The 20,396-nt window shown below is 66.0% G+C and carries 14 protein-coding genes and 1 tRNA gene; 7 read left to right on the plus strand and 8 right to left on the minus strand.

The features are described from left to right. Nucleotides 1–268: 268 nt before the first annotated feature. Nucleotides 269–2,695, plus strand: coding sequence for a glycoside hydrolase family 2 TIM barrel-domain containing protein (locus QFZ29_RS17445; RefSeq protein ID WP_306895461.1), 2,427 nt, complete (start codon nucleotides 269–271; stop codon nucleotides 2,693–2,695). 59 nt (nucleotides 2,696–2,754) lie between these two features. Here the strand turns inward: QFZ29_RS17445 and QFZ29_RS17450 are convergent, their stop codons facing one another. The 3 genes from QFZ29_RS17450 to QFZ29_RS17460 are packed head-to-tail and all read right to left on the minus strand — an operon-like array spanning nucleotide 2,755 to nucleotide 6,906. Further along, nucleotides 2,755–3,819 carry a Gfo/Idh/MocA family protein gene (locus QFZ29_RS17450; RefSeq protein ID WP_306895464.1) on the minus strand — a complete coding sequence of 355 codons (1,065 nt, stop codon included), beginning with the start codon at nucleotides 3,817–3,819 and terminating at the stop codon, nucleotides 2,755–2,757. Nucleotides 3,820–3,845: 26 nt separating this feature from the next. Further along, entirely contained in the window at nucleotides 3,846–4,544 is a 699-nt protein-coding gene (locus QFZ29_RS17455; RefSeq protein ID WP_306895465.1) for a ThuA domain-containing protein, read from the minus strand. Beyond that, nucleotides 4,537–6,906, minus strand: a complete 2,370-nt coding sequence (locus tag QFZ29_RS17460) for a glycosyl hydrolase family 95 catalytic domain-containing protein (RefSeq protein ID WP_306895467.1) — start codon at nucleotides 6,904–6,906, stop codon at nucleotides 4,537–4,539. The genes QFZ29_RS17455 and QFZ29_RS17460 overlap by 8 nt, the downstream gene beginning before the upstream one ends. Before the next feature lie 1,355 nt (nucleotides 6,907–8,261). Between QFZ29_RS17460 and QFZ29_RS17465 the strand changes: the two genes are divergently transcribed. Together QFZ29_RS17465 and QFZ29_RS17470 are read left to right on the plus strand one after the other, a co-directional pair. After that, complete coding sequence (locus QFZ29_RS17465) at nucleotides 8,262–8,723, plus strand: prevent-host-death protein (RefSeq protein WP_306895468.1); 462 nt, start codon at nucleotides 8,262–8,264, stop codon at nucleotides 8,721–8,723. 2 nt (nucleotides 8,724–8,725) lie between these two features. Continuing rightward, on the plus strand, nucleotides 8,726–9,067 hold the full coding sequence (locus tag QFZ29_RS17470; protein WP_306895470.1) for a hypothetical protein: 342 nt from the start codon (nucleotides 8,726–8,728) through the stop codon (nucleotides 9,065–9,067). Between the two features lie 371 nt (nucleotides 9,068–9,438). Here the strand turns inward: QFZ29_RS17470 and QFZ29_RS17475 are convergent, their stop codons facing one another. Next, nucleotides 9,439–10,194, minus strand: a complete 756-nt coding sequence (locus QFZ29_RS17475) for an IclR family transcriptional regulator (RefSeq protein ID WP_306895471.1) — start codon at nucleotides 10,192–10,194, stop codon at nucleotides 9,439–9,441. Nucleotides 10,195–10,376: 182 nt separating this feature from the next. On the opposite strand from QFZ29_RS17475, the gene QFZ29_RS17480 reads away from it, so the two are divergent. Genes QFZ29_RS17480 through dhaL (QFZ29_RS17490) form a run of 3 tightly spaced genes read left to right on the plus strand, consistent with a single transcriptional unit; the run spans nucleotide 10,377 to nucleotide 13,536 of the window. Then, nucleotides 10,377–11,132, plus strand: a complete 756-nt coding sequence (locus QFZ29_RS17480; RefSeq protein ID WP_306895473.1) for an MIP/aquaporin family protein — start codon at nucleotides 10,377–10,379, stop codon at nucleotides 11,130–11,132. Further along, the gene (gene dhaL / locus QFZ29_RS17485) at nucleotides 11,125–12,843 is read left to right on the plus strand and encodes a dihydroxyacetone kinase subunit DhaL (protein WP_306895475.1); all 1,719 of its coding nucleotides are present in this window, start codon (nucleotides 11,125–11,127) and stop codon (nucleotides 12,841–12,843) included. Before QFZ29_RS17480 ends, dhaL (QFZ29_RS17485) begins: the two co-directional genes overlap by 8 nt. Before the next feature lie 15 nt (nucleotides 12,844–12,858). Next, nucleotides 12,859–13,536 carry a dihydroxyacetone kinase subunit DhaL gene (dhaL, locus tag QFZ29_RS17490; RefSeq protein WP_306895476.1) on the plus strand — a complete coding sequence of 226 codons (678 nt, stop codon included), beginning with the start codon at nucleotides 12,859–12,861 and terminating at the stop codon, nucleotides 13,534–13,536. A gap of 1,411 nt (nucleotides 13,537–14,947) precedes the next feature. Here dhaL (QFZ29_RS17490) and QFZ29_RS17495 read toward each other — a convergent pair. The 4 genes from QFZ29_RS17495 to QFZ29_RS17510 form a co-directional block, all read right to left on the minus strand. After that, complete coding sequence (locus tag QFZ29_RS17495) at nucleotides 14,948–16,927, minus strand: amino acid transporter (RefSeq protein ID WP_306895478.1); 1,980 nt, start codon at nucleotides 16,925–16,927, stop codon at nucleotides 14,948–14,950. Between the two features lie 141 nt (nucleotides 16,928–17,068). Then, complete coding sequence (locus tag QFZ29_RS17500) at nucleotides 17,069–17,296, minus strand: hypothetical protein (protein WP_306895480.1); 228 nt, start codon at nucleotides 17,294–17,296, stop codon at nucleotides 17,069–17,071. A 305-nt stretch (nucleotides 17,297–17,601) separates the two neighbouring features. After that, nucleotides 17,602–19,017: a hypothetical protein gene (locus tag QFZ29_RS17505; RefSeq protein ID WP_306895482.1), complete on the minus strand. Its 1,416-nt coding sequence runs from the start codon at nucleotides 19,015–19,017 to the stop codon at nucleotides 17,602–17,604. Nucleotides 19,018–19,245: 228 nt separating this feature from the next. Further along, the gene (locus QFZ29_RS17510) at nucleotides 19,246–19,614 is read right to left on the minus strand and encodes a hypothetical protein (protein WP_306895484.1); all 369 of its coding nucleotides are present in this window, start codon (nucleotides 19,612–19,614) and stop codon (nucleotides 19,246–19,248) included. Nucleotides 19,615–20,120: 506 nt separating this feature from the next. Between QFZ29_RS17510 and QFZ29_RS17515 the strand changes: the two genes are divergently transcribed. Then, a tRNA-Ser gene (locus tag QFZ29_RS17515) sits at nucleotides 20,121–20,206 on the plus strand. Nucleotides 20,207–20,396: the final 190 nt, after the last annotated feature.

Here is a 20,396-nt window from a genome sequence, read left to right on the forward strand (position 1 = left end):
GGTGGTCGATCGGAACCTAGATCATTCGATCTATCGCGCCATCTCGTCCCCCGACCACCAACCGCGCTCGGGTCCGCCGCGCGGAAAGACCGGCGGTCCGGGCGGCCGACTTCGCCGTTATGACGCCGAAATCGCGGCCCTCGCTGGCCTCGCGCGGCCGAATCGACGCGATGTCGCATGGTTCCACACGACCTCCTAAGATCAGATGTTTACACATGCTACCCGCGATGTTAGCGTGGCGGGAAATGTCGACAGGGAACAGGTCGGAATGAATCGTGAGCCATATCCGCACGAGTGGGAGTATCGGGATCGGTACACCGGCGACCCGAAGGACTTCGTGCCGGTCGTGCTCCCGCACGACGCTGTGCTCGCTTCGGGGCGCGTCGACGACCCGGCGCAGCTCGCGTCGGGATATTTCCCGGCCGGGGCCTGGGAGTATCGGACGCGGTTCACCGCTCCCGAGCAATGGCGAGACCGGCACGTCGTGCTGGAGTTCGAGGCGATCTACCGCTCGGCCGCCGTGTTCGTCAACGGTAATCTGGCCGCGCGCCAGCCCGCGGGCGCCACCGCGATCGTGGTAGACCTCGATCGACACCTCCGCTTCGGAGCGGAGAACGAAATCGTCGTCGAGGCCCGGGCGAATCGGGACGCGAGGTGGTACACCGGAGGCGGAATCATCCGGCCGGTGTACCTCGCGATAGCTCCGCGAGTGCACATTCCGCTGGATGGCGTCGCCGTGACGACGCCCGAGCACGACGGGGAGGCCTCGCTCGTGCAGGTCGTCACGACGGTGTGCAACCCCGAACTCGTTCCGGCGATGCGGCGACTGGAGACGAGCATCTTCGACCCATCGGGGGAGGTCGTGGGCGTCGACGCCATCAGGGTGAGCGTGCCCGCCGGGGGCACCGCGGAGGTCAGCCAGCGCATTCTCGTGATGGCACCACAGCGCTGGTCCGTCGATTCGCCCGCCCTCTACCGCGTCGACTCGACCCTCAGTTCGGTCAGCGACGACGGGCAGGTCGACCGCAGTCAGGTTCAGTTCGGCATCCGGTCGCTGCACCTCGACGCCGCGCGCGGCCTGCGCATCAATGGCAAACCGGTGAACCTGCGCGGGGCCTGCGTGCACGCCGACAACGGCGTGATCGGTGCCGCGACCTTCGACCGCGCAGAAGAACGCCGCGTCGAAATCCTGAAGTCAGCCGGCTTCAACGCGATCCGCAGCGCGCACCAACCGATGAGCCGCGGAATGCTCGATGCCTGCGACCGGCTCGGGATGCTCGTGATGGACGAGCTCACCGACGTGTGGACCCGGTCCAAGTCACCCGAAGATGGTGCCGACCAGTTCCTCGAACGATGGCAGGCCGACCTCAAGGCGATGGTGGCGAAGGATCGCAATCACCCGAGCGTCATCATCTATTCGATCGGCAACGAGATACCGGAGGCGGCGACCCGCTCGGGTGCCGAGTTGACCAGGAGCATGACGGCGGCGACCCGGCGACTGGATCCCACCCGGTACGTCACCGCGGCGGTCAACGGTGCCCTGTTCGTCATGCCCGGTCACGTCGACATCGAACCGGAACTGCTCGGCGGGGCGTCGCTGGACGAGGCCGAGGAGATCAATGGCCGCAAGCTGAGCCTCGAGGAGTGGATGAGCGCCCTCGCGGTCACCGAGGCGGTTACCGAGTTGACGGAGGAGGCCTACGGCGGCCCCGATATCGCCGGCATGAACTACCAGGACTCGCGCTATGCGCTGGACCACCGGCTGTACCCCAACCGCGTGATCGTCGGGTCGGAGACCTTCCCCACGCACATCGACAGGCTCTGGGCGCTGGTGCTCGAGCATTCCCATGTCATCGGCGACTTCACCTGGACGGGTTGGGACTATCTGGGCGAACCAGGCCTGGGTCGGATGCACTATCGCGATGATCCCGCGGGAGGCGGGCCGCTGGGTGCATACCCTTTCCTGACCTCCGGCGCCGGCGACATCGACATCACGGGCGAACGTCGCCCCGCGTCGTACTACCGGGAGATCGTGTTCGGGCTGCGGCGGGTGCCATACATCGTGGTGCGGCGGCCGCATACCCGGGGGAAGGCCATGAAGTCCGCTCCGTGGTCGTGGACGGACAGCATCTCGTCGTGGACATGGTCAGACGTCGGCACCGAGCCGCTGGAGGTTGAGGTCTACAGCGACGCGGCAGAGGTCGAGTTGTTCATCGATGGTCGATCGCTCGGACGACAGCCTGCGGGGCCCGGCCACCGCTACCGGGCGCTGTTTGCCGTCGAGTACACCGCGGGCAGCCTCGAGGCCGTCGCAATCCGCGAGGGGGTCGCCGCCGAGCGAACCGCCGTGCGGACGGCGGAGAGCAGGCGCCGGCTCGCACTGACCGCAGAGCGCACGGCACTACGTGGGGACGGTCGGGACCTGGCGTTCATTGTGGTCGAACTGGTCGATGCAGGCGGGGTCAGGGCTACCGACGGCGACGTTGAGGTCGAGGTGCGGGTCGACGGGCCGGGTGCGCTCCAGGGGTTCGGCAGTGCGGTCATGTCGACCGAGGAGTCGTTCGCGGATGCTCGGCACACGCTGCACGATGGGCGCGCGCTCGCCGTCGTCCGCCCGTCCGGGAGCGGGAGCATCACGGTGACAGCGACGGCGGCCGGGCTGGGTTCGACCTCGGTCGACCTCGTGGCGAACTGACGCTCAGCGCGCGCCGGCCAGCGCCGCCCGGACCCGATCCACGGAGCGCATGACTCGTCTCAGATCGACGTGAGGGGGACGGGCCTGGACCGCCCCGCCGTTGCCCCGAGATCGAGGCGTGCGCCCTCGACCGACGACCGCATCATGCTCTCCATGATCTCGAGCGCGTGGAAGGCAATCCCGGCATCCGCACGCGGCGCCTCACCGGCAGGAGTGCGATGGAAGTCGAGCAGGCCGAACCCGCGAGCGCTGTTCTCGTAGCCGGCCGAAATCGGCAGCTCCACCCAGTCTTCGCCGCGACGTTTGAGTGACGTGGTCCCCGAGAATTCATTGGGGTCGGGCACGAGCAGCGATCCCTCGACCCCGTGCACCTCGATCGGAAGAGTGCGTGTGCCCACGGTGTCGAAGCTCATCGTGAGGGTGGTGATCGCACCGTCGACGTGCTCCAGCAGCCCCGTGATGTGCGTGTCGGTGAGCACGGGCACCCGCTCGCCAGCCCGCGGACCGGATGCGATGACGCGCTCCGTCACCGGTCGGGACGAGGATGCCGAGACTCGCGCCACCGGGCCGAGCAACGTGATCAGCGCATGCAGGTAGTAGGGCCCCATGTCGTACAGCGGGCCGCCGCCGGGCGCGTAGTAGAAATCGGGATTCGGGTGCCACGCCTCGTGCCCGGGGATGGCCATCGTCGCGGTGGCCGCCACCGGTGGGCCGATCATCCCGTCATCGACGGCGCGACGCGCGGTCTGGATGCCCGTGCCGAGCACCGTGTCGGGTGCGCAGCCGACCCAGAGCCCACGCTGCTGCGCGAGGTCGAGCACTGACCGGGCCTCTGCCACGGTGACGGCCAGGGGCTTCTCGCCGTAGACGTGCTTTCCCGCCTCAAGCGACCGGGTGGCCACCTCGGCGTGCGCCATCGGAATGGTGAGGTTCAGCACCACGTCGACCTCGGGGTCGGCGAGGAGCTCGTCGACACTGCCGCCGGGCACCCCCTGCGCGGCACCCGTCTCGACCGCGCGTGCGAGATCCACGTCGGCGATGCGCACCAGGCGCACCTCGTCTTGGATGCGCTTCAGGGTGTCGAAGTACATCCGTGAGATGAAGCCGGCCCCGACCAGTCCCACCCGTAATGGTGTCCCGGCACCCTCATTCATCGACTCGCCCACAGCAGTCCCCTTTCTACGATCGTGCGCACAGACGGTTCCTCGAGTACGTTGAGCTTGTGGCCGGCGGTGCACACGAAGATGCGGCCGGTGCCCCAGAGGCGTGTCCACACCACGGGCGCGGTAAACGAGTTGTGCCAGGCGTCGAAGTCCCTGTGCACGATCTGCGTCGTCGCGAGAAGGTCGTTGTAGGCGTCGGAGAGCACCCAGTACTGCTCGGTGTGCAGGTCGAAATCGTCGAGTCCCTCGACGATGGGATGAGTGCGCTGCTCTGGGACGATCGAGACCCGGAAGTCGAGGTAGTTGTCGGACTGCTCGCCTAGCCGCTCCGCCGCTGGCACCGCGGCGTGGTGCGCGAACTGGCCACCGATCATCTGGAGGTAGTCGGCACTGTTGCGGTACGAGTCCGCGATGCCCCCATGCCACCCGGCCATGCCCGTCCCACGGACCACTGCGCCGACGAGACCGGCGAGTTCCGCATCCGCGATGGTATTCATCGTGTTCACCTGCACGATGAGGTCGGTCGCTCGCATCGTCTCCTCGTCCGCATAGACGCTCGTTCCCTCCTCAACGCGCACGTCGAAGTCATTGCGCTCGAGGAAGGGAATCACTGAATCGGTGGTCTGCACCGGCTCGTGACCTTCCCATCCACCGCGCACCACCAGTGCTCGCCTGCGTTCACCCATCGTGTGGTTCTCCTGATTTCGTTTGCGCAGTTGCGGACCGCGGGATGTGGGCCGTCACCGGACCCCTGGACAAATCCATCAGCACGGTCGTGCCGTCGGGGCCGGCCACCTCGACGAGATCGCCATCACGCGCTGCCGACGAACCGGGCGCGGCAAGCAGCGTCACGTCGAGACCGTCCTCATCCCAGTCGAGCCGCTCGACGACCACGCCGCCTCGCGATCGCACGCCGCGGATGGTGCCTCGACCCCAGGATTCCGGCAGGGCGGGAAGGAGGGACAGACGATTGGGCTGGGACTGCACGAGCATCTCGATCACCAGCGCCGGGAGCCCCCCGCTCGCGTCAACGTTGAAGATCGCTCCGCCATCGTGGGTGGACACCGCATTGGGACGCCAGAAGTCGCTCGCCAGCGACTCCACGCAGCGCCGAGCAGCGTCAGCGTCACGGAGTCGGGCGGCGGCGAGTCCGAGCCCAACCAGCCCAAACGCCATCTCCATCCGCCCCTCCCGGCCGCCCCACGGCCGCTCGTCGCGCCACGCGAGCTTGCGATGAATGGTCTCGCGCGCGGCCGCCCGCAGTTCAGGACTGGACGCCGCCGGGTCGTCCTCATACCAGAACGGGTAGAGCTGCGATGCATGCCGATGACCGAGCTCTTCCTCGAACGAGGGATTGAGCCACTCCGAGAATGTGCCGTCGGCGGCGACCCGGAAGGTCGGCAGTCCGTCCGCCAGGGAGCGCCACCGCTGGAGGTCGGCCTCAGCTCCCAGCCGGCCGGCGATGCGCGCGGCGATGCGCGCGGCATCTCGGAACGAAGCTACGTCCATCGTCGCGTCCGCCGCGATCGGATTCGGGCGATTGGCCGGGGTGTTCTCCGGTGAGTATGACGGTGCAAGGTGCAGCGTCCCATCCTCGCCGAGCTCGGCGACGGCGACCGCAAAGGCCATCACGTTCTGCGCGAGCGGCCAGGCGTAGGTTCGTAGTAGCTCGAGGTCGCCGGTAGCCGAAAACTGGTCCCAGGCCATCCGTAGCGCCCACGCGCCACCGGCCATCCAATAGAGGTGCGGGTACGCCGTCGCGAAGTGATTGGCATGGCCGTGCGAATCGAATCGAGCAGGCAGCAACCATCCCGGAGCTCCGAATACACGCTCGGCGTTGTCGGCGTAGTCCTCGACATGGCGGAAGATCGCGCGCAGGTACGAGGTGAACAGCTCCGGAGTGCCCGAGGAGACCAGCGACGCAACCCCGCCGTGCTGCACGTTGCCGTTCTGGGTCCAGTCGCCAGACCAGGCTGGTCGCCGGGTGCCCTGCCAGATTCCGACCAGCGTCGGCGGGAGCACGCCGGTTGATGAGATGATCGTGTGCCGTCCGGCGGCAAACGCGAGCTCGACCGCCGCGAGTGTCGCCGCCGGGTCTCCGGCCTTCGCCAGCTCGAGCACGGTGTCGTACGCGACGCTCTCGTCCACGCCGCTGTGCAGGTCGAGCGAGGACGCGCCGAACAGCGACTCATGCGACTCGCCCGTCGGCTCGGCGGAAGCGATGGTGCCGCCGAACAGCTCGATCGCTACCTGGAGCACGACGGCCGCGCCTCCCGCGGCCCGCAGACGCACGCCGCCAGGCGCCGCCTCGGCGTCGACTCCGCTCGGAAGGGTGAGGGTGAGCCGCGCATGGTCTGGTTGGGAGGGACTCGGCGGGTACTCACGAACGAACGAGCTGAGCGTGCTCTCATCGACCCGCACGTCGAGCGTCACTCGTGTTCCCTCGAACGACGCGACGGCCGGGTGCAGGTAGGCGTTGTAGTCGATGGCAGGATACTCGTTCTCGGCCCGGGCGTCGTCGCCCAAGCCGACGGCGAGAACCCCGGACAGTTCGGTGTCAGACGACAGCTCGATCGCGAAAGTTCCGCATGCCCGGTCGGGAACCAGCGCGATGCCGCTGCGACCACCGCCGGCGTCGGACCACGCGGTCTCGACCCGCCCGGTGGTGAAGTCGCCGGCGCGCCGATAGTCGCGCGTCGACTCGCTCGAGTCCGGAATCCAGTCGATCGCTGCGATGTAGACGAAGGGGTCCGTCCAGACCATGGCGCCGTCGTATCCGTCGGCGCGCGCTAGCTCGGCCGTGAGTTCGGCAGCGCCGTCCGAATCGCCGACGATCGCCGCCGCGCGAACCTCGGCGATGCGAGGCGCAATAGCTGGCGCCGGCTTGGCGGAGTTCACCGGGAGGAAGAATTCCTCGTGGCAGACGTGGACGGTGTGCCGCACAGGATCGCCAGAGAGTACGGCGCCGATCGTCCCGGTGCCCGCGACGAGTCCGTATTCCCAGTCGGGTGCAACGGAGGAACTCCAGAACCCTGTTCGCACGCTCACGATGCCCGCTCCTCAGTCGATCTTCAGCCTCGCTTCGATGCGGGCGGTATCCACTCTATCCAAAAGATCTAATGAATGATTCGCGGATCTGAGCCACATCGCGGCGTATCCGCACACCGACGGGCTTCCCCTTCTGTATGTCTGCCGATCTTGAGCGGATACATCGTATCTTTATCGGTGTTCGTTCCTTGGCGCAGTCTGCTACGTCGCGCTGGCCGTCCGCCACGACACCTGATCGCGCTCGCGCTGAGACAGATTGGGCGCTGACAAGGGAGTCGAGTGAAGCGTGTGGTCGTCGTCGTCACGTGGGCACTCGCCCTCGTGGCATCCCTGGTGCTCCTGTGGTTCGGCGCGTTCCGCGTGCTGGCACCGACCCAGATCGACTCCGCTCTCTGCGTCGGCGTCGACCTGCCCTGGTTCCTTGGGGGAGAGCTCGTGAACCTCACTGCCGTGGCAGTGGCGCTCGGCGCCCTCCGCGCCGGGTGGTGGAGCCCGCGGACTGCAACCGAAATCCGTGGGACTCGTGCTTCGTCCTACTTCGGTTCAGCCAGTAACGGCGCGCAGTGGAATCGGCGACGAGACGTACATGGCAACTCGACCTGGGGCCGGCAACCCGCTCACGCGCTCACTAGATCCGTTGGTGCACGTATCGCTACGGGGCGATGCTGCGACAGGCGGGTGGGGGCAAGGACGCACGATGCGGTGGTCGCCTTCCACCTCCCGATTTCGCCCAGCGGACCACGTGGTTGAGCGTGTCGGACACGTGACCCGCATTGTCACCGCGCTGCGGTCCGCCGACGGTTTGAGCCTTGAGCACACGCTGATCCACCGGACTGGGGAGAGCCACCTCAGGGTGGTGCCACCTCGCTCCTCGTGGAGGAGGGTGAACTACGGATCGACGGCCTTCGAGACTTTGAATGCGTTGTCGTACGGTTGACACCCCGCTAGGGCGCGATCTAAGCATATTCTTGGTGCACCCGGTCCGTCGCGGGTCTTCCCGAGGAATTGGCTATCACCGGGCACGGTTGTGGCATCCGAGTTCCCACGGGTGGCGCCGAACGGATCGGTGTAGAGCCGGTTGATCGAAGTCGCAGCCGGGGTGGCCGCCGTTCGGGATCGCTGCGATCGGGGTGCCGTGGTGGTCGGTGACCAGGGAGGTGACCCCGTTGCCGAGCCCGCGGTCGGTGCGTACCGCGACCGTTCCTCTGACGACGGCGACGCGCTAAGCAAGGAAAACTGACCCGGGCGATCATCGCCCTGGGTCGATAGAGCCGTGAACTCATAGCGCAGCAGGCTCCGCACAACGTTCAGACGCACCAGCAAATCTGAACGTATTCTGAAGTATGCTTTGATCCATGCCTGCCGCCACTCAATCTCGGTCGGGTCGGACCTTCCAGTCGTCCGACCTGAGCCGCCACGCACCGAAGGTCTTCGCCGCGGCGGAAGACCACCCCGTCGAAGTCACGCGCCGCGACGGCGAAGACCTGGTGCTCATGTCGAAACGCGAGGCAGACGCGCGAGAGCAGCTCCTCCAGTTCGCAGCACAGCTGATCGCGGTGGCCACGGACGAGCGCGGATCCCTTGCAGAACGGATGTCGAACAGCTTCCCCTGGATGCTCGCGCTCAGCGCCGAGGACCAGGTCCAGTGCGCAAAGGACCTTGTCGATGCCGCGCGCGCTTCCTTTGCGACCGGACAGCCACACCTTGCGGTCGCGGAACTGACCGCCTGGAAGGAAACGGCAACAGCCATCGCTGCCGGCTTGGGTCACGCCACGATTGAGTGGCTCGAGGACGGCGAACCGGTCGAACGTCCCTAAGCATGGCCAGAAACCTCAAGGTCGAACGACCCACCAAGAAGAGTGAGTACGAAATCCGATTCGCGAGCGCATCCGCGCAACGCGGCTGGAACGACCTCCGCGCCACGATCCGCGGCCCGCTCACGGACGCCTGGGACTTCCTGACACGCACCCCGTTGGCGAACACACCCACGAACTATCCCCTCCGAGGAGAACTCGGAATGATCATGCGCGACGGCGTCCGACACGAGCGCTGGCAGCACAAGCCGACGGCCAAGGGAGACGCACGAATCTGGTTCTACGTCGAAGGTCAAGTGGTCTACCTTGAGCAGGTTCACACCCACCACCCGAACGAAACCAAGTAGCGCATGCGTTGCCCCTCGTAGTCACTTAATAGTCACAATTTCGGCATCACGTTGGTTCACCCGGCTTCACGCCTCCCCGTGATTCCGGGGCTCGTGAGTGCTGGTGAAGCCGAGTGAACAACTACTGGATATCTTCAGCTTCCCAAGCTGATAGCGCGGGTTCGATTCCCGTCATCCGCTCTGATCAGGGGTTTTAGAGCTCCTCCAGCCCCGGTTTTCGATGGCAAAACGTGGCTTGTAGTCACTTATTCGCCACATTGTTCTCAAACTCACGGCCCGAGACAGCTCGTTTCTTGGAACTGAGGGGCCGACGATCGACTCGTGGCGCTGCTCACTTCCTGTTGAGTCAACCTCAAGCGCTGGAACACTCTCTAAGCCGATGCAGGGGACCAGCTCGGTGCGCCCAGCTCTCGGGAGACGTTCCTCGCGGCGTCACCAAGGTGGGTGAGCACGGACTTCTCGACGGGCCACTCCGTGGCCGGGACGACGACTGAGATTGCGGCGACGACACCCCCGGTTCCGTCACAGACCGGGGCGGCAACGGAGCTTTCTCCGATGACGGCCTCCTCCGCCTCGAACCCGAACGCGCCTCGCCGAATTCGCTCGAAATCCTCCTCGAGCTGTGTCGGATCGGTGATGGTGTAACCGGTCAGCGTCCCCAAGGGACGACTGAGCGCGTCCCGAGCATGATCGAGGTCGTAGGCCAGCAGCACCTTCCCCAGCGCGGAGGCATGGCTGGGAATCGTGACGCCGGTCTCGGGCATCTGTTCCGAGCCGTCGGGACGTCGATCGTGATGGATGACGAGCACTTCACCGAACAGCTCGACGCCGAGTCGCGAGGCGTACCCGGTGTTGCGCGAGAGGTCGTGCATCCAACGGATGGAGCGGGCCCGAACGTCGAGCGTGTCGAGGTAGACGCTCGAGAGCTTGACGAGCGCCGGCCCGAGGACGTAGCGGTTGCCCGCGCGTTCCTGGGCCACGAGTCCGTGCGACTGCAGCGACTTCACGATGCCGTGCACCGTGGACGGAGGCAGCTCGAGGGCGGCGGCCAGCTCGGAGATGCCCAGCCGGCGCGCGCCCTGCAGCAGCGAGAGGATCTTCGCCGCCCGGTCGATCGATTGGATCACTGCGTACTCCCTTTGCCCGCCGTCGCGCGTGCCATGCCCATTCTCGCGGAGTTCTTGACATCTCTTGGATGACGGTGCATTATTCGATATTACCGAATTGAGTTCGACAATGTCGAATGGAAGTCGGGAGTTTGCGTTCAACGAAGATCAGCAGTCGATCAAGTTCAAAGGAGAACAGCTACATGGACGAGAACAGAACCTGGCAGCGACTGGCCGCCGAATTCCTCGGCACAGCCTTCCTGGTGTTCATCGGCGTCGGATCGGTTCCGGCTGCTCTGATCATCAACGGCGACGCACCGTTCACGATGGCGAGTCTGGGGTTCATCTCTCTCGCCTTCGCCACCGTCGTCATCGCCACCGTCTACGTATTCGGGTACATCTCGGGCAACCACATCAATCCGGCCGTCACGATCGCTCTCGCTGTGACAGGGAAGTTCGCCTGGCGGGACGTTCCCGGGTACCTCGTCGCCCAGGTGCTCGGCGCGGTCGCCGGATCCTTCGCAATCGTCGGCAGCTTGGGGCCTCAGGCGAGCGAGGTCGGCCTCGGCGTCGCGTCGTACGGAGACATCCCTGTCTGGCAGGCTTTCACCGCAGAGTTCCTGGGCACGTTCATCCTGGTCTTCACTGTCTTCGGTGTGATCCACCGCAAGGCCGCCCCAGGTTTCGCCGGTGTCGTGATCGGCTTGGTCGTCTTCGCCGCGATCATCCCCATCGCACCTGCCACGGGCGCCTCGATCAACCCAGCGCGCACGTCAGGGCCGATGCTCGTGCAGCAATTCCTTGGCGGCACCGTGCACTGGGAACAGTGGCCCGTCTATGTGCTCGCCGAGCTCGCCGCGGGTGTCGCCGCCGGGCTGTTGTTCGGAGTGATCTCACGCACCAGGGCCGACCGCGCCATCCCCACCGAGGCACCGGTCGAAGAGGACGTTCGTGTCTGATGTCGAGGCCGGCGGGCGCTGGGATGACCTCCTCACCGTCGCAGACCTTACTGCCTGGATCGAGCGCTTCGATGACCTTACCGGCCGCCATCTCGCCTGGCTCACCGAGCTCGACACCGCGATCGGGGACGCCGATCACGGTGTCAACCTCGCACGGGGAACCACCGCACTGCGACAGCGGCTCCGAGATGACACTCCCGCCGACGCGGGCGAGTTGCTGAGCAAATGCGGAATGACGCTCGTCTCAACGGTCGGCGGGGCTGCCGGTGCTCTCTACGGGACGATGTTCGTCGAGATGGCGCGCCACATCGGTTCCGCCAGGGAACTCGATTCCTCAGCCCTGGCGGGAGCGTTTCGAGCCGGCCTCGCCGGTGTCGTCGCCTTGGGCCGCGCCGAGACCGGCGATAAGACGATGGTCGACGCCCTCACTCCGGCAATCGACGCATTGACGCATGCCGCGGCGAATCATGCACCGTTGCAGGATGCTCTGCGGTCAGCATCCAGCGCGGCCGCGAAAGGGCGGGACGCAACCATCCCGCTGATCGCCCGCAAGGGCCGCGCCAGCTACCTCGGCGAACGCAGCGCCGACCACCTCGACCCGGGGGCCGCATCCACGGCACTCCTATTCCAAGCCCTCACCTCCTCCACCGATACCCCCCATTCCGCAGTTGCAACGACAGGAGACACCATGACCACACTCACCACCACCACCACCACCCGCCGCCAGTTCGTCAACCGGCCCGACGACGTCATCGCGGAAGCCCTCGACGGCCTCGTGCGCACCTACCCGAAGCTCCTTGCTCTTGACGCCACCGCCAACGTGGTCTCACGGGCAACTCCCGCCGTCGGCAAGGTAGGCCTGGTATCCGGCGGGGGCTCCGGGCACGAGCCACTGCACGCCGGCTTCGTGGGCACCGGCATGCTCGACGCCGCCGTCTGTGGAGCCGTCTTCGCAAGCCCCACCTCCGAGCAGGTGCAGGCCGGCACCCGAATCGCTGACAGCGGCGCCGGAGTCGTGCACATCGTGAAGAACTACACGGGAGACGTCCTCAACTTCCAGATCGCGGCCGAGCTCGTCGGCGACGACGGCATCCCGATGGAGGCGGTCATCGTCGACGACGACCTCGCCTCCGACGGCGCAAGCGACGGCCCGGGTCGACGCGGAACCGCCGCCGTCGTGACCGTCGAGAAGATCTGCGGAGCCCTCGCGGAGGCCGGCGCCGACCTCGCCACCGTCGCCGCTCGCGGGCGTGACGTCGTCACCCGCTCCCGGAGTCTCGCCCTGGCGCTGGATGCTTGCGCCCATCCGGGTGAATCACGGGCCGCGTTCGAGCTCGCTCCCGACGAGGTCGAGTTCGGCGTCGGCATTCACGGCGAACGAGGCACCTCCCGTATCCCGTTCGCCTCGGCCGATGAACTCGTCGAGCAACTCGTTTCCCCACTGGCGGCGGATCTTGGGCTGAAGCGCGGTCAGTCGGTCGTCGCGATCGTGAACGGGCTGGGCGGCACGTACCCCCTCGAGCTCTCGATCATCGCCCGCCAGGTCTACCGACTGCTCGAGGACCGCGGCGTCACCATCGCCCGATCGCTCGTGGGCTCCTACGTCACCTCGCTCGACATGCACGGCGCGTCCATCACCCTGACCGGCGCCGACGACGAACTCGTTCGCGCCTGGGACGCCCCCGTCCGCACCCCCAACCTGACCTGGTAAGGAATGACCAGCACCATGACTATCTCCATCTCCGGCACGATCGCCTTCGATTGGATCACCCACTTCGCCGACAACTTCCACGCAGCGCAAGATCGGCTCACTGAGCTCGACCGGCTCGCCGGAGACGGCGACTTCGGAACGAACATCGCCTCCGCCCTGCGACGTGCCACCGACGCGCTCCCCGACCGCGAGATCGCGAGCTTCGCGACGGTCTTCGGCGCCACCTCGCGCGGCTTCCTCGCAACCGGCGGAACAAGCGGCCCTCTGTTCGGCATGTGGTTCCGAGACATCTCCCGGTCGGCCTCCCTCACCGGAGCAAGCGCCGCCGAACTCGCGGACGGCGTCGCGACCGGACTCGCCACCATCCAGGAACTCGGCGGAGCGAAGGTCGGCGACAACACCATGATCGACGCCCTGTCGCCCGCAGCCGATGCGCTCAGCGAGTCCGCTGGCCAGGGCGCGTCACTGCCGGCCGCATTCACCGCCGCAGCACTCGCAGCGCGAGCTGGTGCAGAATCCACTGCCGATCTTGTCGCATCTCGGGGCCGAGCCAGCTACGTCGGCGAACTCGCCAGGGGCGTGCTCGATCCCGGCGCGGTGACCATCGCCCTGATCTTCGAGTCAGGAGCGGCCGCCGTCGGCGCCCGGGAAGACCGGAAGCCACTCGAGTGGCTGGACTCGCTCATCGGCTAGCAGCGCTTCGCTTCCCGTCATCCCCTCCCGAGTCCGCCATCGTCGCCCATCTCGTGGAACCAGCGCGGGGTGGTCCCGGCCATGATCTCGGAGTACGGACGGCGGCGGTAGTCGCCGATCACGTCGCGGTGTCGGGTTTCCTTGAAGTGGAACCCGGTGACACGGTCGACGTACCGCTCGTAGAACTCGACCGGGTCGACCGAGGCGATGCAGTGCTGCGCGGTGTCGACGAAGAGGTTGACGAGTCCTGGGTCGGTGTTCGCGTAGAACAGCGACCCTCACCGGCGCCGATTCGAATGCTCTTCCAGGTCCGCTACTCATCTTGTCGACGGCACTCCTGACGGGTCTGGCGGCGTATTTGCCTTCGGCGTGGTGCTTGCCGCTACACACTGAGCCGATAACTCGGGCGGAGACCGACCCAAACCTTCGAGGAGGTCCGCGGCTGATCGCACCACTCGTGGCTCGGCTCGTAGTCACTTAATAGTCACAATTTCGGCATCACGTTGGTTCACCCGAGTTCACACTTCCCCGTGATTCCGGGGCTCGTGAGCCCTGGTGAAGCCCAGTGAACCACTACTGGATAACTTCAGCTTCCCAAGCTGATAGCGCGGGTTCGATTCCCGTCATCCGCTCTGACTGGGTGTCTACCGCTATCAGAAGCCCCCGCCGAGATCGGTTGGGCGCGGCGCCGTCACCTGCACCTTCGAACAACGGGCGCATTCAAAGTAGGGTTCCACGTCGGGTTCACGCCGGAGCACCCACTTGTGGAAACCGAGCCGGCACCAGATTGGCTTTCCATGCATGTCGCATCCCTTTGTCGCAGCACCGCGATCTGGTCAGAACACTACTCGCGCCCTCAACGCGTCCCAAGGGGGCTCCACCAGCTCTCGGGGCAAGCGATCGCTTCACATGAACGTGAGTCGATCGGCGATCAGGACGCCGGGCGGGCGTCGTTCGATTCGAGCGTCTCGATCGAGGCCCAGGATGACGGGAAGGTCGAGATGCGATACCGGCGACCCGCCGCGTCCATACGCTCGTAGTCACTTCCGAAGTCTCCGCTTAATCGCCACAAATTGGAGTTCACCTGGCTTCACAGGAACTCACCGAGCCGCCAAATCTAGCGAAAGTGAGGTGCAGTGAAGCGCTGTGAACCACCACTTGACAACTTCAGCTTCCCAACCGTCATCCGCTCTTCGGAAATTATGCCTGATCAGCGGCACTTTCGATCCTCGCACAAGCAGCCGCGATCTGCCGCCGATCGACTTGGTAGCCGTTTACTCACGGTTAAGGATTCAACTTGTTTTCATGAGTGGGCTCCGCTCAAGTTTGCGGAGCGGCCCACCGCCGCGCCGAAGGGCGCACGCTCAAAGAAATCCGCAAACGGCCTCGCGCAGTAGACACCCCTTCTGGGCTACCCGCCCACGTGGATCACCGGCCGGTCTGCTGGGTTCTTCTCGGCCTCCCGGATGATCTCCCGCACGACAGGGGCGGTGTCACCGCGCCCGAGAAGGAGGTAGCGGAACATATGCATGAGGGGGTTACCCTCGGACCACTCGAAGTAGGCGTGAGGGTAGACGCCCGCGGCATCGCGCATCGCCATCAGGATCGCCGCGATCGCGTTGGGTGCCGCCGGGCTGTCGGCCCGCAGCACGCGATGGCCGTCGACCTGGATACCCCTCACCTGCAGCACTTCCCGGAACTCGGATGGGTCGACGATGTGGATCTCGAGGAACATCACGTCGGCTGGGCCTGGGACCGGGTTGAGCCGACGCTGTGCTTTTTCCTTCTCGGCGTATTCGGCGGCGTCGCCGGTGCCGGGTCGGTTGGCAATCACGCTGAGCCGGCCGTCGTGGATCAGTGACTCCGTGATGAATCGGCGTGCAGTCTCATCGAACTCGATGCGCTCGGCGCGGATCTCCGTCGTCCTCGAGACCCGCGAGATCACCGACACGATGACGATGCCGACGATGAAGAGCGCCGAGATCGCGAGCCCGTCCGGCTTCTCGATCACGTTCTCCACGAGTGCATAACCCATGACCACCGTGAGGACGACGAATCCCACGATGGAGGGGATTCGACGCCGGCGAATCGCCGAGATCATGACGGCGACCGCCGCGGACACCATCATCGCCAGGATCCCCGTTGCATACGCGCCCGCCTGTGCGTCGACGTCGGCGTTGAACGCGACGGTGATGATCACGCTGATCGCGGTGTACACGAGCACGACAGGACGAACCGCGCGGCTCCATTCGGGCGCCATTCCGTATGTCGGCAGATAGCGGGGCACGATGTTGATCAGTCCCGCCATCGCGGATGCCCCGGCGAACCAGAGGATGAGCACGCTGCTGATGTCGTAGGCCGTTCCGAACGCGTCCCCGAAGAACCCGTGGGCGAGGTACGCGAGCGCGCGGCCGTTGGCCTCTCCGCCCGGCTCGAACTCCTCGGCGGGGATCAACAACGTCGTGACCACGCTGCTCGAGATCAGGTATGCACTCATGATGACGGCCGCTGTGGTGAGGAGCTTCTTGGTATTGCGGATCCGGGAGACGAGACGCTCTTGTGGTGTCTGACCTTTCGCGGCGACGAGGGGCATCATGCTGACACCGGTCTCGAAACCGGAGAGCCCGAGCACCAGCAGTGGAAACGCGAGGACGGCAGGAAGCACGATCCCGGAGAATCCTCCACCGCCGGCGGTCAGCGCGGCGAGCCAATCGTCAACCGGCACTGGATCGGTGAACACCACGAAGAGGCCCGCGAAGATCACGATCGCGTTCAGCCCGAGGAATACCGCAACGAGCGGGATCGCGACGTTCACCGCCTCAGTGAATCCGAGCAGGAACACCCCACCGAGCACGAGCAGCAGCACGATCGTGATGGCGACTGCTTGCCCCTTCAGCGCCTCGGGCATGAAGGGGTTCTCGATGAGGTGCACCGACGCATCCGCGGACGACAGCGTGATGGTGATGATCCACGACGTGGCAACGAAGCCGAGCAGAACGAGGACGAAGATCTTCCCCTGCCAGAACGGAAGCAGCCGCTCGAGCATCGCAACCGAACCCTGTCCGTTCGGACTCTCTTTCGCGACGCGGCGATACATCGGCAGCATGCCGAGCAGAGTCAAGGCCACGATCAGCAGCGTGGCCAATGGCGACAACGCCCCTGCCGCGAGCACGGCGATGGCGGGCAGGTAGGACAATGTGGAGAAGTAGTCGACACCCGTGAGGCACATCACCTTCCACCAAGAGTGCTGTTCGACGGTCGACTCCGTGCTCTCCGGGCCGACAGGCTGGACAGTGTGCTGGAACAGCCATCGAGAGAGCGACGTTCCCGGGCGGCTCACTGACGAACCCTGCACCGTGGCAGGGAACTCGAATTCCGTCCAATCACGCATGGACATCTCCTCTTGCAAAGCCGTCGGCGACGGACGATAAATCATTGCACCGTGGCAGAGACCGCACATATCCCGAGACTTGACCGTCGGCAACGCACCGGTCATCGAGGGTGCCCCATGGCTCTCGGTGCGTCAACGCAATCACAAGAGGTGCATCACATCACGCCCGATGACGAATACCAGGAGCCCGAGGACTGCCGCAACAACAAGCGCGCTGATCCACACGCGCTCCAGCACTTGCTCACGACTCGGCTCCGCTCCCATGCGAGGCGCGGCGAACCAGCGGATGAAAGCCACAATCCCCACCACGAGTGCCACGAGAGCGAGTACCCCGAGCGCCACCTCGAGACCTTGCATAAAGATAGCCACGTCGTCAGCGTACGCTCGCGGCGCGAACAGTCGTCGGCCGTGGAAGATCCCGTCCGGATGGTTTTGGAACCTTCCGATGCCGGTCGGCGTGGAGGTCTAGTGTTGCCCTGTGAGCATTCGGGTGGCCGTACGGCCCAGGCGACGGATGCCTGGGCGTCGCGCGGTTCGCCGGCCGGCGCGAGGGCTCAGCGATGGAGATGACGGGCATCGACCTGCTCACGATCTCCGACGGCGCGATCGCTGCGGTGCACCTGTTCTCGGAGGATGGCGCGGCTGAGGACGTGTTCTGGGGCACGGACTGAGGCTCACGCCTCGGGCTCGCCGCTCAGCTCATCCACCGCGCAGGCGAGCTGCACGAGGATGCTCGGCCCGCCGCCGTACTCCGACGTCGTGAGGGAGACCGTGCTGAGGACATCGCCCTCTGCCCCTTCTGCAGCGATGCCGTTGTCGGGCCGATACACCGTGAGGCCCCGCGTCGACCAGTACCGGTCGACGCGTTCGAAGAGCTCCTCATCAGGCGTCGACGACGCTTCGGTGGTCGCTGCGATCTGCGACGTGACGCCGGGGAATCCATCGGGATGCTCGCACCGACGGCGTTCGGGTGGATAGCTCGTGGCGATCGTGAGTCCGAGCTCCGCCGCGGTCGCCTCGACGAGCGCGAGCCCCTCTGCCTCCGCGGTGTCGATGTGGGGCGCGTTCAGTGACTCGTCGCGCTGCGGCCCTTCGTAGTCGGCGACGCGAGCGGTGAGGATGTCGCGGGCGTACGCCACCGCCTCGCCCGCGTCGATGAGATACGCGTCCTCCTCGATCGTCAGCACGACGAGCATGCCGCCGGGGCCCGACACCCGGCCGAGCGCCGGATAGCCGACGCGATCGTCGAGCGGCTCGAACGCCCCGTCGAAGTCGGGCTCGCGGAGCATCCCCTCCACCAGCTCGCTCCCTCCCGGCACGATGTAGAGCCGTCCGCCTTCGAGCGCGCACGCCACGACTCCGGCGCGCTCGACGATCACCCGGGTGAACTCGGGCAGCACGTCGGCGGGCATGCCTCCGGGTGGCGCCTTCGGTGCGATCCCGCTGCAGGTGGCTTCGCCGGTGACCACCGGCCAGTCGAGGCGCTCGGGCTCGGCCACTGCGACCGCCGCGAACGCGGGTTCGGCGACCGCGGCAAGCCGGTCGAGCATGAGCTCGTCATCGACCGCTGCGAATCGCGACACGCTGTTGAACGCGGGCCACTGCAGCCGCACCTGCATCCACACGCCCTCGACCGACGCGGCGACGACGCACTCGAACGCCCAGTCCCGGCACGCCGCGACCGCGTCGTAGCCCCCGATCGACCGCGATGACGCGATCGGCTCGCCGTCGACCCCTCGCACCGCGACGGCATCACCGTCGTACGGAAGCGCCTCGACCGAGAGGTAGCCCCAATCGCTCGTGAAGTCGACGGCGGGCGTGCCAGCGTTCCACGAGCAGCGGAGACCGCCGGCCGCCGGCAGGAGCATCGGGAACGGGTCGAACTCCAGCGGGGGCATCGCCGGCACGGGGCTGGGCTCAACGCCCGCGACGTCGGTGAGTGCCGCGGCGACGAGGTCGCCGGACGGCGCCAGCTCGTCGCAGCCCAGGAGGGCGGCCTGCGCGCTCGGTCCCTCGGCGGCGCCGGCGCAACCCGACAGGAGCAGCATCACGGCAACGGCGGCGGTCAGCGTTGGTCTCCGAGTCGGCACGAGTCGACCGTACGGGGTGGCGCGGGTCGCACACAATGCCGCTCCGCCACGTTGAGTTCCTCGAGGCGGCTCGCGCCCTGGAACGCTCGGGTCCTTCCAGCCTGAGAGGATCTGTCACCACCGGCTGGAGGTCTAGAGAGAGTTGTCCTCTGTCACGGACGAGCCGTAGCCGAAGCACGTCCGAGCGCTGGACGAGCGGCTAGCGACGAACTTGGCGGCGGGCGTTTGTCAGGACTGGAAGAACTCGTTCGCCCTGCGTGTGTAGAGCAGGACGATGCCGATCACCGCGAGGATGCCCGACGCGATCCCGGACCAGAGTTGCGCGTGCTGCGCGAAGATGACGAACAACGCCGAGATTAGGTTCAGGATGAAGACGATCGTGACCAGGATGCGCGCCCCGCTTCTCCCGCGAAGGAGGCCGAGGCTCACGACGATCGTGATGATTCCGAGCGCGAGCTGAATCAACCCGAACCACAAGGCAGCCGGTGCCATCAGAGCGGCGATGAGCAGCAGGATGCCAGCGATGATGTTGACGGCGCCTGAGATCCAGGCGATGACAGCGACGAGGGTGACCCCTCCTGGGCGAGCATGGGTCATGACGGAGCTTTCTGATCAGTTTCAGGTCCGCACACGGTCGCGTCGGGTTTGCCACACAGTAGCGGAGGACGAGCCCAGACGGATAGGGCAACCTCAGGTGGAAGCAGAAGATCATCGGCACATCGTCGCGTTCGTTGGCGGCGCCTCAGCTCCATGCTGGGACTCAGAACCGCGCCGTGATGCGAAAGCCGGAATGCCCGAGCTGCTCACTCGCTGCCTCGACGTCTTCCGCAGACTCGAGACAAGTTCTCTGGAAAGACCCAGAACCGGTCGTCTGACGCTCTGCTTGGCAGGTCCGCTGCGAGACGATGCCCGATCCGACTTGTCGTCGAGCGCCGAGCTGATTTGGTCAGTGGAGGCCCGCAATCACTTTGAGGCCATGACGTTGTACTACGAAGCACATGGGCTGGGGCGAGTACACAACCGACTTCCCCGGAATCGACAAGCAGCCGCATTCGGCGCGTGGATGGGAGTAGCTCATGGAGCCGCGAAATCTGGCGAAAGTAGGGCGCTGTGAAGTGCTGTGAACCACCACTTGACAACTTCAGCTTCCCAAGCTGATAGCGCGGGTTCGATTCCCGTCATCCGCCCTGATCAGGTCAGTTTTCTGGCAACAGGAAGCGCTACCGCTCGTAGTCGCGTTGACGGAGCTGCTGAGGAACCCCACTCACGATGTCGCGACCGCACACGTGGATCGGTCAGCGGGCCGCAGACGATTCCGCTACGACCGCCGCCCAGGTGGGGCCGCGTCGGAATTTGTGACTATTAGGTGACCACAAGGT

This window comes from Agromyces albus, from assembly GCF_030815405.1.
Classification (GTDB): Bacteria; Actinomycetota; Actinomycetes; order Actinomycetales; family Microbacteriaceae; genus Agromyces; species Agromyces albus_A.

Coding starts and splice junctions, on each gene's coding strand:
- QFZ29_RS17445 (WP_306895461.1), top strand. CDS start 269: ATGAATCGTGAGCCATATCCGCACGAGTGGGAGTATCGGGATCGGTAC.
- QFZ29_RS17455 (WP_306895465.1), bottom strand. CDS start 4,544: ATGGGTGAACGCAGGCGAGCACTGGTGGTGCGCGGTGGATGGGAAGGT.
- QFZ29_RS17465 (WP_306895468.1), top strand. CDS start 8,262: ATGCCTGCCGCCACTCAATCTCGGTCGGGTCGGACCTTCCAGTCGTCC.
- QFZ29_RS17470 (WP_306895470.1), top strand. CDS start 8,726: ATGGCCAGAAACCTCAAGGTCGAACGACCCACCAAGAAGAGTGAGTAC.
- QFZ29_RS17480 (WP_306895473.1), top strand. CDS start 10,377: ATGGACGAGAACAGAACCTGGCAGCGACTGGCCGCCGAATTCCTCGGC.
- dhaL (WP_306895476.1), top strand. CDS start 12,859: ATGACTATCTCCATCTCCGGCACGATCGCCTTCGATTGGATCACCCAC.
- QFZ29_RS17495 (WP_306895478.1), bottom strand. CDS start 16,927: ATGCGTGATTGGACGGAATTCGAGTTCCCTGCCACGGTGCAGGGTTCG.
- QFZ29_RS17510 (WP_306895484.1), bottom strand. CDS start 19,614: ATGACCCATGCTCGCCCAGGAGGGGTCACCCTCGTCGCTGTCATCGCC.